Source organism: Shewanella marisflavi (genome assembly GCF_023283925.1).
GTDB classification, from domain to species: domain Bacteria; phylum Pseudomonadota; class Gammaproteobacteria; order Enterobacterales; family Shewanellaceae; genus Shewanella; species Shewanella marisflavi.
This window is the reverse complement of the sequence record NZ_JAKIKX010000001.1, coordinates 769527-784612: the sequence shown is the minus strand read 5'-3', so window position 1 is coordinate 784612 and position 15086 is coordinate 769527. Positions and strand designations below refer to the sequence as shown.

The window sequence follows — 15086 nt, the reverse complement described above, 5'->3', positions numbered from 1 at the left end:
CTTGAGATAAAAAACACACCTGTTGTTTGACCGCCATAGCGGCGCGATTGACCCTATAAGATTTCATTAGGCTATCCCCCAAATCTCGTCTCGGTATTGACCAATGGTGACATCGCTGGAAAAGCGACCACTGGCGGCGGTATTGCGTATGCTCATCTGTGTCCAATGATGGGGATCTCGATAGGCCTTGGCAGCCTGCACTTGGGCGAGCCGGTAGGACTCAAAATCGGCGGCGATCATCCAGGGATCCTTGGGACAGCGAATGCTGTCGATGATGGGATCGAAGATCCCCGGCTCAAGCAGATTAAAGTGGCCGCTTTCCAGCAGGCTCATCACCTCGCTTAGCGCCTGAGACTTGGCGATAAAGTGCTGAGGATCGTAGTGAGGTTTCAACGCCTCCACCTCGTCGGCGGTGAGGCCAAAAAGAAAGAAGTTATCTTCGCCGACCTCTTCGAGCATCTCGATATTGGCGCCATCTAAGGTGCCTATGGTGAGGGCGCCATTCATCATAAACTTCATGTTGCCCGTGCCCGAGGCCTCCTTGCCGGCGGTGGAGATCTGCTCGGAGAGATCCGTCGCTGGGCAGATACGCTCCATGGCGCTGACGTTATAGTTGGGATAGAAAGCAAAGCGCAGGTAAGGGGTCACAAGAGGGTCTGAGTTGACCATATGGGCCACATTATTAGCGAGCTTGATCAGCAGCTTGGCCATGGCATAACCCGGAGCTGCCTTGCCACCAATCAACACACATCTTGGGGTAATATCGGTAAGCTTGCCCTGCTGGATCAGGTGATACAGATGGATCACATGCAAAATATTGAGCAGCTGGCGCTTATACTCATGAATGCGTTTCACCTGCACATCAAACATCATTTTAGGGTCAAAGCTCACGCCGCATTCTTGTTTCACCAGAGCCGCCAACTGGCGCTTGTTACTCTGTTTCGCCGCCTGCCAGGCCTTGATAAGCTCCTTATCATCGGTAAAGGCATTGAGGGCGCTGAGCCGACTAAGATCTTTCACCCAGCCCTCCCCTAATCGCTTATTGAGTAGCTGCGCCAATGCTGGGTTGCTCTGGGCCAGCCAGCGCCTTGGGGTCACGCCATTAGTCTTGTTGTTAAACTTCTCGGGCCACAGGGCGTAGAAGTCCTTAAACAGGCCAGAGGTCAACAACTGGGTATGCAAGCCAGCGACGCCGTTCACCGAGAAGCTGGCCACAATCGCCAGATAAGCCATGCGAATATGAGGCTCATCTCCCTCTTCGATAATGGACATGGCGCGCAGCTTGTCGCCGTCACCTGGCCAGTGATGAGCCACCATATCTAGGTAACGGGCGTTGATCTCATAGATGATATCCAGCAGCCTGGGCAACATGTGAGCAAACATGCGCACCGGCCAACGCTCCAGCGCCTCGGGCAGCAATGTATGGTTGGTGTAGGCCATAGTCTGGCTGGTGATTGTCCAGGCCTGATCCCAGCCCAGGCCATACTTGTCCATCAAGAGGCGCATCAGCTCAGGGATCGCCACACTGGGATGAGTGTCGTTAAGCTGCATCACATGCTGACGGGCAAAATCGGTGAAATCTGCACCATGCTGACTCACCCAGGTATTGAGCAGATCCTGCAGGCTGGCAGAGGAGAGAAAGTACTGCTGACGCAGCCTCAGCTCTTTGCCGTTCTCGCTGGCATCATTGGGATAAAGCACCATAGTGATCTGCTCGGCTAAGTTTTTACGGGCAACCGCCTCGGTATAATCCCCTTGGTTAAACTCTTCGAGATCGAAGTCGTCCGTGGCCTCCGACTTCCACAACCTAAGGGTATTGATCCGCTCGTTACGGTAGCCGGGCACAGGCATATCATAGGCCACCGCCAGCACATCCTGAGTCTCCACCCAGGTGTATTGGCGCTTACCATCGCGGTCGATATAGGACTCGGTATGACCGAAGAAAGGCACGGTCACATTATGGCTGGGCACACGCACCTCCCAGGGATTACCATCGCGCAGCCAGCGATCGGGACGCTCTACCTGATAGCCATCCCACAGCTTCTGGGCGAACATGCCGTACTCATACCTGATGCCATAGCCGGTGACATTGAGATCCAGGCTGGCACAACTATCGAGAAAACACGCCGCCAAGCGCCCAAGACCACCGTTGCCCAAGCCAGCATCATGCTCCTGCTCCTCCAATTGTTCGAGCGCCACGGCATAGTCCTTCAGTACCTGCTCCGTTTCCTGATTCATGTCCAGATTCAGCAAGGCATTGCTCAGGGCTCGTCCCATAAGAAACTCAAGCGACAGATAAGCCACCCGCTTATTGCCCGCCTCACGATCCTGCTGGCGGGTGGCGCGCCACTTGGGCAGCATCTGATCTTTTACGCTCAACGCAAACGCATAAAACAGCTCCTGATCGTCCCGCTCCTTGGGGGCCAGACTCTTATCGATATGGCGCTCAAAGCAGGCTCCTAAGGTCTCACAGGGATCGCAGATGAGACTGACGGGCGCCACCGGCTCATCACTGGTGCTTGTCGCTTTCACCTTACGTTCACTAGCCTTGTTCGTGGTCTCTGGCTTACTGGTCCTAACTGGCTTATTGGTCCTAACTGACTTATTCGTCCTAACTGACTTAGTCGTCTTAGTTGAACTCATCTAGACTCTCCTGTCGCTTGGGGCGCTGAAGTAAATTGCGCGTAATAGATCATCAGGCTTCTGTCTTGCAAGACCAGGCTGGCCCCCTGCAACAAGCCCTGCCTGTTAGTGGCCTTACCATCTTGAGGACAGTCCTGGGTGCTGAGCAGGCATTGCCACTGCACTATCCCCTCAAGACTTGGCAGGGTGAACTGCTGTGGTCTGTCGTCGGCATTGAACATCAAGAGTAACGCCTGACGGCAACCGGTCTGCGCCTCCAGCTCGCCGCTGATCACCAGGCTCAGGGTACGGGTCTGTGCCTCGCCCCAATGCGCCTTAGTCATGGGCTCTCCCTGACGGCAGAACCAGTCGAGACCTGGTGAGGCAAAATTGGCGCTCTCGTGGATATAGTCTCTGTGGCAGAGCATGGGAAAACGGCGGCGCAACTTGATCAAATTCATGGTGAAGCTCAGCAGTTCATCGCTGGCGATATCCTTGCGCCAGTCGAGCCAACTACTGGGGTTATCCTGACAATAGGCGTTGTTGTTGCCGTGCTGACTATGGCCCACCTCGTCACCAGCCAGCAGCATGGGCACCCCTTGAGACATAAAGAGTGTGGTGAGCATGTTGCGACACTGACGGGCCCTCAGTGACTTAAGCTCCACCTCATCGCTCTGCCCTTCATGGCCATAGTTGTGGCTATAGTTTTCGTTGTGCCCGTCACGATTCTGCTCACCATTGGCCTGGTTATGCTTATGGCGATAGCTCACCAGATCCATCAGGGTAAAGCCGTCGTGGCTGGTGATAAAATTGATGCTGGCAGCGGGTTTGCGCCCCGCATGTTCAAACAGGTCACTGGAGCCGTGAAAGCGAGTCGCAAACTCGGGCAACATGCCAGCATCGCCCCGCCAGAAACGACGCACCGTATCGCGATACCTGTCATTCCACTCGCTCCAGCCAATGGGGAACTGTCCCAGCTGATAGCCTCCGGGGCCGATATCCCAGGGCTCGGCGATGAGACGCACCTGGCTGAGCACAGGGTCTTGACCTATGGCATCGAAAAAGCCAGAGCCAACATCGAAGCCATGTTCTTCTCGGCCTAAGGTGGTGGCCAGATCGAACCTAAAGCCGTCGACCCCCATCACCTCAACCCAATAACGCAGCGAGTCCATCACCAGCTGCAATACTCTGGGATGGGACAGATTCAGGGTGTTACCACAACCGGTATCATTGATGTAGTAGCGTGGCTCAATTGGGTGCAAACGGTAATAGCTGAGGTTATCGATCCCCTTAAAGCTATAGGTTGGCCCCAGGCGGTTGCCCTCGGCGCTATGGTTGTAGACCACATCCAGTATCACCTCGATACCGGCGCGGTGCAGGGCGCTGACCATGTCACGAAACTCATTGATCCCGGCGAAGCCGTGTTGTCCCCCCGCTGCTGCGATACTGCTGAGATAGCCATGATGGGGCGCGAAAAAACCTATGCTGTTATAGCCCCAGTAGTTAGTCAGTCCCTTCTGCAGCAAGAAAGCCTCAGAGACAAACTGCTGCACAGGTAACAGCTCCACCGCCGTGATCCCAAGGTGATTGAGATAGCCAATACTGGCCGGATCCCCAAGGCCGGCAAAACGGCCTCTGTTTTCCTCTGGCACCTCTGGGTTTTGCTGGCTAAAACCTTTGACATGCAACTCATAGATGACGCCGCGTCTAAGCGACAGCGGGCTCTCTCGCTGCTCACCGGGATTCATTAGCGGCGCAATAGGCGCTAAGCCCTCAAGGTCAACCACCACACACTTGGGCATTTCAGCGGCGTTATCCAGCTCGCAGAAGCTTAAATCCTCCAGCTCATGACCAAACTGATAACCATAGTGAGATTTGTGGTCAATGATCGGCCCCGACAACTGCTTGGCATAGGGATCGAGCAGCAGCTTGTTGACGTTAAATCTATGACCAATAAGTGGCTGATAGGGGCCATCGACCCGATAGCCATAACGACAGCCCGCCTTCAGTTCAGACACATGGCCATGCCAGATCTGCTGAGTCTGACGCTCCAGACGAAAACGGGCTATCTCAGTCTCTGCCTCATCAAACAGACAAAGATAGACGGCGCTGGCATGGGCCGAAAACAGCGCGAAGTTAACCCCGTCACTGTCCAGAGTGGCTCCTAAGGGATAGGGCTTGCCTTGGGTCAGTCGCATGACACGCTCTCATCAAGCTCCAGCACCAGACAAGCCAATGGCGGCACGCTGATACAAGCGCTTTGGGCCTGGCCCTGATAGGCAAGTGGCTCACTGTGGATCATCCCCTGATTGCCCACATCGCTACCACCGTAATAGTGACTGTCGCTATTAAGCCGCTCGCGGTAATCGCCAGGTCGAGGCAGGCCGATACGAAACTCGCGGTAAACCTCAGGGGTCATATTAACGATGAACACCAATTGCTTATCGCCACTTTGACGGATAAAGCTAAGCACTCCGGCGCTGGCGTTGTCGCAATCGAGCCAGCGAAAGCCCTCACCATGATGATCATCGCCATAGAGGGCAACACTCTGCCGGTAAAGGTTATTGAGATCTTTCACCCAATGCTGCATCCCCTGATGCGGGGCATAGGCTAACAGATGCCAATCCAGGCTACGTTGATGATCCCACTCATCTCGCTGGGCAAAATCGTCCCCCATAAAGAGCAGCTTCTTACCTGGATGACCCCACATAAAGCCCAGGTAGGCTCTTAGAGTGGCAAATTTCTGCCAGTCATCGCCTGGGATCTTATGTAGCAAAGAGCCCTTACCATGAACCACCTCGTCATGACTGAGCGCCAAAATAAACTGCTCGGTGAAGCAATACATGAGACTGAAGGTCAACTCATTATGATGATGACTGCGGTAAATGGGGTCACGGCTAAGATAGCTCAGGCTGTCATTCATCCAGCCCATGTTCCATTTAAAACCAAAGCCCAGGCCGCCCTCTTCCACCCGCTTAGTAACACCGGGCCAGGCGGTCGACTCCTCAGCAATCATCATGATGCCGGGAAATCCTTGGTACAGACGGGTGTTGAGATCTTGCAAGAAAGCGATGGCATCGAGATTTTCGCGACCGCCATGGACATTGGGCAGCCACTGATGGGGCTCGCGACTGTAATCGAGGTAGAGCATAGATGAGACAGCATCCAGCCTCAGACCATCGAGATGAAACTCCTGCAACCAGTAGTGGGCATTGCTAAGCAGATAGCTCTGCACCTCGCCGCGGCCATAGTTGTAGATCAGAGTATCCCAGTCGGGATGCTCCCCCTGACGGGGATCTTGGTGTTCATACAGGCAAGACCCATCGAAACGCATCAGGCCGTGAGGATCCTTTGGAAAATGCGCCGCCACCCAATCGAGGATCACCCCAATGCCGGCCTGATGACAGGCATCGACAAAGGCCTTAAGCTCATGGGGCTGACCAAACCTGTGAGTCGGTGCATACAGTCCCACGGGTTGGTATCCCCAGGAACCATCGAAGGGGTATTCACTCAGTGGCATAAGTTGCACATGGGTATAGCCCATCTCGACGACATAAGGGATCAGCTCATCAATCAGCTGGATATAGCTGAGATATTGCTCGCCGCTCTCCCCCTGACGGCGCCAAGAGCCCAGGTGCACCTCATAGATGGAGACGGGCTCAGCATGCCACGCCTGCTTGGCGCGTTTGGCCAACCAGGACTTGTCCTGCCAGGCATAATCGAGCTGCGGTGGCACAATAGAGGCATTACCCGGCGCCCCCTGCATGGCGCGGCCAAAGGGATCGGCCTTAAGGACCCGCTCACCCTCTTGAGTCACAATCTCATATTTATAGTGGGTCAGCGCCTTCATCTCTGGGATAAAGATCTCCCACACACCATTGGCCGGATGATGGCGCATCACCTGACGCCTGCCGTCCCAATCAATTGCATCGTGCACCAGCGACACCCGCTTGGCATTGGGCGCCCAGACACAAAACTGCACGCCGTTAACACCATCGACCTCACGCCAGTTCGCCCCCATGAAACGATAGGCCTGCTCCTGACGCCCTTCGCTGAACAGGTATAAGGCCTCCTCACTGAGCTGGCTGGCATATTGATAAGGGTCGCTGCGCTCCTCGACGCTAAAGGGATAATGCACTCTGAGGCGGTACGCAAACGAATTCACTCGCCGTCCTGCCAGCCCGGCAAAGACGCCCTGGTCACCATATGGGGTCAACTCGGCTACTTTGCGACCATCCTGGGCAGCGATCAGCTCGACTCGCTGCGCGCCGGGCAAGAAACAGCGCACCACCAGACGTTTGACCATGCTTGCCCCTGGGGTTTTAGGTGTCTTGCTGCCCTTAGCCATAGAAGCCACCTCAATGGGATGCATGCCCAACAAGGCAAAGATATCGACATAGTTGGCAGCCAGCAGAGCTTCAATGTCACTTGGCGCAATCAGTGGTGTTGGCATAATCGGCATAGTCATCTGTTATCCCTTTGCTTGTTTGTATCATCGGCTGAAATTAGACTGACGCAGCTGCTCGTCCGCCTGGCGAAATGTGGCCTTAGCTTGAGCTTGCTCTGCGGTGCGCCCTTGAACGATCAATCCCAGTAACCGTTTAATCGAGGGCGACTGTCTCAAGCTGGTCAGGCTGTAGGGCAGACGACGCTGCCAGTTGGCATATTCCTGCCAGGTACCGGGAATATTGACCCCATGGCTTTCACAGCAGAGATCCGCCAGCTGCACGCTAAAGAGGCTTGAAGCAGACTGCGCCGCCACCTCAACCCAGGCGGCCAATAGCTGCAGATAATCTTCCTCTAGCTGCCCCTTGGCGCCATTGACGGTTAGCCAACTGAGCAGCTGCTGACGCTCTTCGTCTCGCAAACCAATCGCCTGCGCTAACGCCTGATCACTGTCGATGAGCCCCAGCTGGCGTTTTAGTTGCAGGTCGCTCTTTGACCACCAGGCCTGCAGATTGGGCACATCATGATTGGCCAGCATCATTAAACTGGCCACCTTGTGTTCACCGGGCGGCTTAAAGCTGTCCCCATGACGGCAAAAATAGAAGAGCTCGTTGGCATAGATCCCCGCCTCGCCGAGTTTGGCGCGCACCTCATCGGGCACTATGCCTAAGTCTTCACCTATCACCACACAGTTGCGGCGCATGCTCTCAAGGCGCACAATCGCCAACAAGGTATCCAACGGATAAAACACATAGGCGCCAGCGCCATCGGATTGCTGGCTCGGCCACCACCAGAGTCGCAAAAGCCCCATTACATGATCTAATCTGAGTGCGCCGTAATAACGCATGTTGCTGCGGATCAGCGCAATAAACTGATTAAAGCCAGACTGAGCCATGGCGATAGGATCGGGCGGTGTCAGCCCCCAATTTTGCCCTTTGGGCGCAAAATCATCTGGCGGTGCGCCTATGCTGGCCTGCTGACAATAGAGTGAAGCTTTATGATTCACCTCGGCGCCATCGCCGCGCACACCTACCGCCATATCGCCTATCAGCCCTATGCTCATGCCTACGGCAATGGCATGGCGCTGGCAATCGATAAGCTGGCCGTGAGCAACAAACTGCAAATACTGATGAAAACCTACCTTTGCCGCCTCACTTGCCCCATGGGACTCTGCCTTAGTCGCCTCTAGCTCGCAGAAACTCAAAAGCGCCTCTCCCTCCTGCGCAATAAACTGCTTAAAGGCCTTTTCACGCGCTCCGCCACTGCCGAGCACATCGCGGCAAAACACCCGATAAAGGGCGTTAAACAAACGGTATTTCAGCTGAGTTAATTTGGGGTAATCGAGCCAGTCATCGCGGTTAAGCCGCTCTCTATCTAAGGCACAGGTTTGTAATAAGGCAGTGATCTCGTCCGCCTCCGCCACCGATTCAATATGAATATAGAGCGGGTTAAGCCTGCGTCTGTCACTGGGGCTATAGGGGCTGATATAGGCCTCCTCCTTATTAAAGGAATCGCCTAAGGCGTGTAGCGGATTGAGTTGAATAAAGTCACAGCCATAATCACTCAACCAGGCGATCAGACTGTTAAGATCGCCAAAATCGCCTATCCCCCACTGGCTCTCACTGCGCAGGCTATATAGGGCAATGCTGATCCCCCAAGGCTTACTCCCCTCGCTAAGCTGCTTGGCCTTAGGCGGCGCCAGCAGCAAGGTGCCATGGTGTGCTTCGCTATCCCAATCTACGGGCTGCGCCCCTGTCTCGGTGCAGCAGACGGATAATCTGTGATAGCCCATGGGAAGCGGCCGCTCAGCACTGATAAAGGCGGCTAGCGAGACACGATAGCGATAATAGGCATGTGAGTCGTAAAAATAATCACCGACCAGCTCAAGATCTGCGAAGGGAATAGTCAGTTCGATAGGCGTGCCCGCCTCAGTGATGATACGCACCCTAAGCTCCCGCGACCAATGACTTGGCAGGGAGATAATAAAACTTGGCGCCGACAGGCTGGCATATTGAAACGGCGCTAGCGGCCGCTGCCATGGCGCGACATCCAAGTCATAATTACGCTGATTGATGGCGTCCTGATTGGCACGAACAAACGCCTCTGGACTGAGTTCTTCACAGTTAAACTTAGGCTGCTGGCACGTACTCAACATGCAGGCCAGTATACCGATACGATCGGTCAAACTATGCTGCACTGTCCGTCCAGAGTAGTCGGTATAGCTTGCGCCCACGCCCTGCATATAGAGTAACTTATCTAAGCTCATCGCCGATTTCCCTGCACGTCATCAAACCGCCCTAATATCCTGAGCAGTAAACATGCCAAACACAGGTAACAAGTTGACGACAGATTTATGTCAATCAGGTGAAGCGTTTTAAGCGATAAAAATCATAAAGTTAATAGAATACACTCCACACATTCGCGCAAAGTAACCTGGAAGTGATGAATGAATCGACAGCAATGCTTGCACAAATATTGTGCAAGCGAACTAATTCGATGCAGCAAATCTTGGTCAATCCGGTTTAACCCAAAATAACGCTGAACAGGTAAATTGACCTTATTTCAACCTTTGAAAGTCACAGTTATAGATTTTCAAAACTGAAAATCCATCAAATTTCGTATTTGTCATAAATTTACAATTTTAGTTGTACAGATCTAAGTTCTCGCCATCCTTTAGGCTATCCAACCCCTTTTTACGAGATAGATCACACCTTTAGAGCAACCTGATTGGTACTTTAGTTACCAGAAAAAGATAACAACTTTTAACTTTAAGCATAAAAAGGTGATTTTATGGCTGCTAAATTTTTTATCCCATCCGTTAACGTATTAGGACAAAATGCAGTTGACGACGCCATTGGTGATATTAAAACCCTGGGCTTTCAGCGTGCGCTGATCGTCACCGACAAGCCACTGGTAGAGATAGGCCTGGTTGGCCAGATCGTCGAGAAATTCGGCGCGGCGGGTATTACATCGACTATCTTCGATGGCGTGCAACCTAACCCGACCGTAGGTAATGTCGAGGCGGGTCTGGCGCTACTTAAGGCAAACGACTGTGACTTCGTGGTATCTCTGGGCGGCGGCTCACCACATGACTGCGCCAAGGGTATCGCCCTGGTCGCGACTAATGGCGGCAATATCAAAGACTATGAGGGTCTGGATATGTCGGCAAAACCTCAACTGCCACTGGTTGCCATCAATACCACGGCAGGTACCGCCAGTGAGATGACACGTTTTTGCATCATCACCGACGAGTCGCGTCACATTAAGATGGCCATTGTCGACAAGCACACCACACCTATACTGTCGGTCAATGATCCTGAACTTATGCTGCTCAAACCTGCAGGCCTGACCGCCGCAACAGGTATGGACGCCCTGACCCACGCCATCGAGGCCTATGTGTCTATCGCGGCCAACCCTATCACAGATGCGTGTGCCATTAAGGCGATTGAGCTGATTAAAGCTAACCTGGTGGAAGCGGTAGAAAATGGTCAGAGCCTTGAAGCCCGCGATCAGATGGCCTACGCCCAATTCCTAGCGGGTATGGCCTTTAACAACGCCAGCTTAGGTTATGTTCATGCTATGGCCCACCAGTTAGGCGGCTTCTATGACCTGCCACACGGTGTCTGTAATGCCCTGCTGCTGCCACACGTTCAGGCCTACAACGCGCAAGTGGCCGCGCCACGTCTAAAGGATGTTGCCAAAGCCATGGGGGTCGATGTTGCCGGAATGACTGATGAGCAAGGCGCAGCTGCCGCTATCGAAGCAATCAAGGCGCTGTCTGTCGCGGTGAAGATCCCTGAAAACCTAACCATGCTGGGCGTTAAAGCCGAAGATATTCCAACATTAGCCGACAACGCATTGAAAGATGCCTGCGGCCTGACGAATCCGAAACAGGCGACCCACGAAGAGATCTGCCAGATCTTTACTAACGCACTATAGCTAGTCCAACGGTTTAGAATTTCTCCCTGCAAACTGAAATTCTGCCAAGGCCCACCATTGGTGGGCCTTTTTAATGGCGATGGCAAATGGTGGCTTTAAGCGCAATAAAGCGTGCCGATACAGCTAAGTTTACTAATAGACGCAAAAAGTCAGCTTTTTCGATGTTTTAAATATAAAAAATCAGCACTAATAGCTAAATGCTCTTTTTACGTCACACTTTCGGACTAGTCCATTTGGATACATCTGTTATAAACTGATGTCAGCTCGCTTTTTCCCTGCAAAGATTCAGCTAGCTAAAAGGCTCGCTGCCCAAATTGGGCGACGAGCCTTTGTCTTATGGGGAACTATTACGAATCATGGCACTAAGCTTCGCTATCAATACCAACAAGGACGTAACTTTTTTATTACCATAAGCCAATGAAAGCATTGCGATATAAGTTTAACGTAGCAAATAACCACTCTGATAATGAAAATAAACCCTAGGTAAATGGCTAAAGTGTGTTATCGTAGCCGGGCTCTGTTGTTCAGGGTTATTAGTTAAAAGTATCAAGTAAAAGTCAAAACCTTAGTCAAATCTGCTACATTTTTGTCCTCAGTTTTCCCTTAGCTTCATCGTAATACTTAATAATTCAACGGCTCGGCATACCGCAACGTCGCGGTTTTTAAATGAATTAAATAAGGGACAAATATGTCTAATACAACTGGTACAGTTAAGTGGTTTAACGAGGATAAAGGTTTTGGTTTCATCGAGCAGGCAAATGGCGGCGCAGACGTGTTCGTACATTTCCGTGCTATCGTATCTGAAGGATACAAAACCTTAGCCGAAGGCCAAAAGGTTTCTTTCGATGTTGAACAGGGTCAAAAAGGCTTGCAAGCGACGAACGTAGTTCCAGCTTAATTGACTGCTTGATGAAAAAAGGCGACCTTAGGTCGCCTTTTTTGTGCCCAGATTTTAGCTACTGGCTCGCCTGATGTTCCCCTTTCAAGCGTTCACGCAATCTCTGCATAATCACATAAAACACAGGTACTAACAGGGTACCTACCAATGTTGCCGCCATCATGCCACCAAAGACTGAGTAACCCAACGCCCGGCGACTCCCCGCTCCGGCACCAGTGGCAATCACCAAAGGCAATACCCCCAGCAAGAAAGAGAAGGCCGTCATCAGCACCGCGCGAAAACGCAATCTGGCCGCAGTTTCTGCCGCATCCAAAATACTCTTGCCCTCTTCCCTGAGTTGCTTGGCAAACTCGACGATCAAGATGGCATTTTTACAGGCCAGGCCGATCAAGAGCACTAAGCCTATCTGAGCATAGAGGTTGAGCTCGCTTCCCACTAACAAGATATTGAGGAAAGCCCCTAAGATGGCAATAGGCACCGCCAACATCACCGCAAAGGGAATACTCCAACTCTCATATTGCGCCACCAAGAACAGGTAGGTAAACACCAGAGCTAAGGCGAAGATCACCGGCGCCAGGTTACCCGCCTTGATCTCCTGATAAGTCTGCCCTGTCCACTCAAACTTATAGCCCGAAGGCAGAGATTGCTGCGCCGCTCGTTCCATCGCAGCAATGGCGTCACCCGAGCTATAACCGGGCGCAGGGAAACCATTGATGGTGGTCGAACTAAACATATTGTAGGCGTTCATCACATCCGGCCCCAAGATAGGCGTCACCTTAACCAAGGTACTGAGGGGCACCATCTCACCAGTGGCGGAGCGCACATAAAAATTAGCGATATCCTTGTCAGAATTTCGAAACTCCCCTTCAGCTTGCAATATCACCCTAAATACCTTACCAAACCGATTGAAATCGTTGACATACATAGAGCCCAGCATGGTCTGCATGGTCGCGAAGATCTCGTTTAATGAGATCCCCAGCGCCTTTGCCTTGTCACGATCCACATCCACAAACATCTGCGGTACATCGGCACGGAAATTACTGAATGCCATGGCGATTTCGCTCTGCTCGTTGGCCTTCATGATCAAGGCCCGCATCACGGCAGCCAGCTCCTGTGGTGAGCGTCCTTGTGTATCTTGCAGCACAAACTCAAAGCCACCGACGCTCCCCACCCCGGGAATAGGTGGCAGAGAGAAGGCCATCGCCTTCACCGAAGGATTGGCGGCATATTTTGCCTGTAGTCTGGCCACAATAGCGGCCTCGACCATATCAGGCGAGCTGCGCTCCTCCCAGGTGGACAGGGTCACAATCATCAAACCACCGTTGGAAGAGACAGAACCGGTTAAGATACTAAAGCCACTGGCATGAATCACATTTTCAACCCCGGGCTCGGCAAGCGTCTGTGTTACCAGCTCACGCATCACCTCCTCGGTACGGTTGAGCGATGCCCCATCGGGTAGTTGAATGTCCACCATAAAGGCTTTCTTATCTTCCATGGGTACAAAGCCTGAAGGCAACACCTTGGCAATCCCCCCCGTCAGGCCGATAAGACAAACATAGGCTACACCGACCAACACCAATTTACGCACCAGAGAGGAAACCAGCTTCATATAGCTGCCGGTAAAGCGCTCGAAATAGCGGTTAAACAGATAGTGAAAACCTTGTGTATGTGTCTTGGGCGGCTTCAACAAGGAGGCACACAGTGCCGGACTCAGGGTAAGCGCATTGACCGAGGAGATCAGCACAGAAATACAGATGGTCACCGAAAACTGGGCATACATCTGCCCCGTGATCCCCGGCATCACAGCCGTGGGCGCAAACACCGCCAGCAGCACTAAGGTGGTGGCGATAATCGGTCCTGTCACCTCTTTCATCGCCTTAGAGGTCGCTTCTGCTGGCGAGAGTCCTTCATCTTGCATCAGACGGGTCACGTTCTCCACCACCACGATGGCGTCATCCACCACGATACCAATGGCCAAGATCAACGCGAACAAAGAGACGGTATTGATACTCATGCCAAAGAGCAGAAGAAACGCAAAGGTACCCACCAAGGAAACGGGAATCGCGATGCCTGGCACTAAGGTTGAACGCCCATCTTGCAGGAAGATAAACACCACAAAGACAACCAGAGCGATGGAGATAAAGAGCGTCTGAATCACCTCTGTAATTGAAGTCTGAACAAATTCAGTGGTGTCATAGAGCACCTTGTATTCCAGATCGTCCGGGAAACGGCTAGCCAGGTTCTCCATCTCGTCCTTGATCGCCGCGGCCACATCCAGCGCATTAGCGTCAGGAGCCTGATAGATGGCGATAATGGCCGACGGTTTATTGTTCAGCTTGCCCTGTGCGTCATAGGTTTGCGAACCCAGCTCGACCCGAGCGACGTCGGAAACGATCACCTTAGAGCCATCGGGGTTAGCACGAATCATCACCCGGCCAAACTCCTTGGGATCCTTAAGGCGTCCCTTAGTCTGCAGGGTATATTGAAACTGCTGATCGGGATCCACAGGCGCGGCGCCGATACGACCGGCCGCAACCTGAATATTTTGCTCTTTCAGGGCGGCAATCACATCGCTGGCTGTCACGCCAAAGCTGGCCATATTATTAGGATCCAGCCAGATACGCATGGCGTAATCCAGCGCGCCAATCACCTGTACCTTAGAGACACCATTTTGCCTCGCCAGCGCATCTTTAACGTTCAGGCCGGCATAGTTAGTAATAAAAAGGGAATCAAAGGTCTCATTGGGTGATACCAGGTTTACCACCATTAAAATGTTGGGACTTTGCTTTTCGACTTTAACGCCCTGGCGCTTAACCTCCTCGGGCAGTCTGGGCATGGCCTGCTGCACCCGGTTTTGCACTTTCACCTGCGCCATATCGGCATCGGTGCCCACATCGAAGGTGACATTAAGTGAATAGCTACCGTCGTTGGCGCTCTTGGACTGCATATAGAGCATGCCTTCGACGCCGTTGACTTCTGCCTCAATTGGCTGAGCTATGGTATCTTTGACAATATCGGCGCTGGCCCCCGAATAGCTAGTGCTCACATTAACCTGAGGCGGCGCTATCTCAGGAAATTCGGCGACCGACAAGATAGGAATAGAGATTAAACCTACCAAGGTCAACACGGTCGAGATCACGAAGGCAAACTTTGGCCTATGAATAAAAAACTCACTGATCAT

General features: G+C 52.6%; 7 protein-coding genes. 2 read left to right on the top strand and 5 right to left on the bottom strand.

The annotated features are described in order from the left end of the window. Nucleotides 1-66: 66 nt before the first annotated feature. From L2712_RS03340 to malQ, 4 genes are read right to left on the bottom strand one after another with little or no spacing between them, the layout of a single operon-like run. Nucleotides 67-2643, bottom strand: coding sequence for a glycogen/starch/alpha-glucan phosphorylase (locus L2712_RS03340; RefSeq protein ID WP_248976871.1), 2577 nt, complete (start codon nucleotides 2641-2643; stop codon nucleotides 67-69). Further along, nucleotides 2640-4820, bottom strand: coding sequence for a glycogen debranching protein GlgX (glgX, locus tag L2712_RS03335; protein ID WP_248976870.1), 2181 nt, complete (start codon nucleotides 4818-4820; stop codon nucleotides 2640-2642). The genes L2712_RS03340 and glgX overlap by 4 nt, the downstream gene beginning before the upstream one ends. Further along, the gene (glgB, locus tag L2712_RS03330) at nucleotides 4811-7084 is read right to left on the bottom strand and encodes a 1,4-alpha-glucan branching protein GlgB (protein ID WP_248977062.1); all 2274 of its coding nucleotides are present in this window, start codon (nucleotides 7082-7084) and stop codon (nucleotides 4811-4813) included. Before glgB ends, glgX begins: the two co-directional genes overlap by 10 nt. A 30-nt stretch (nucleotides 7085-7114) precedes the next feature. Beyond that, nucleotides 7115-9334 (bottom strand): 4-alpha-glucanotransferase, encoded by a 2220-nt coding sequence (malQ, locus tag L2712_RS03325; RefSeq protein WP_248976869.1) that lies wholly within the window; start codon nucleotides 9332-9334, stop codon nucleotides 7115-7117. 524 nt (nucleotides 9335-9858) lie between these two features. Here malQ and yiaY point away from each other — a divergent pair. After that, complete coding sequence (yiaY, locus tag L2712_RS03320; RefSeq protein WP_088905145.1) at nucleotides 9859-11007, top strand: L-threonine dehydrogenase; 1149 nt, start codon at nucleotides 9859-9861, stop codon at nucleotides 11005-11007. 688 nt (nucleotides 11008-11695) lie between these two features. Continuing rightward, nucleotides 11696-11905, top strand: a complete 210-nt coding sequence (gene cspE, locus L2712_RS03315) for a transcription antiterminator/RNA stability regulator CspE (RefSeq protein WP_033538611.1) — start codon at nucleotides 11696-11698, stop codon at nucleotides 11903-11905. A 58-nt stretch (nucleotides 11906-11963) separates the two neighbouring features. On the opposite strand, the gene L2712_RS03310 is transcribed toward cspE, so the two are convergent. Then, on the bottom strand, nucleotides 11964-15086 hold the full coding sequence (locus L2712_RS03310) for an efflux RND transporter permease subunit (RefSeq protein ID WP_248976868.1): 3123 nt from the start codon (nucleotides 15084-15086) through the stop codon (nucleotides 11964-11966).

Excerpts from the sequence above, each read along its gene's own strand:
- L2712_RS03310 (WP_248976868.1), bottom strand. The coding sequence starts at position 15,086 with ATGATCAGTGAGTTTTTTATTCATAGGCCAAAGTTTGCCTTCGTGATC.
- yiaY (WP_088905145.1), top strand. The coding sequence starts at position 9,859 with ATGGCTGCTAAATTTTTTATCCCATCCGTTAACGTATTAGGACAAAAT.
- L2712_RS03340 (WP_248976871.1), bottom strand. The coding sequence starts at position 2,643 with ATGAGTTCAACTAAGACGACTAAGTCAGTTAGGACGAATAAGTCAGTT.
- malQ (WP_248976869.1), bottom strand. The coding sequence starts at position 9,334 with ATGAGCTTAGATAAGTTACTCTATATGCAGGGCGTGGGCGCAAGCTAT.
- glgX (WP_248976870.1), bottom strand. The coding sequence starts at position 4,820 with ATGCGACTGACCCAAGGCAAGCCCTATCCCTTAGGAGCCACTCTGGAC.
- glgB (WP_248977062.1), bottom strand. The coding sequence starts at position 7,084 with ATGCCGATTATGCCAACACCACTGATTGCGCCAAGTGACATTGAAGCT.
- cspE (WP_033538611.1), top strand. The coding sequence starts at position 11,696 with ATGTCTAATACAACTGGTACAGTTAAGTGGTTTAACGAGGATAAAGGT.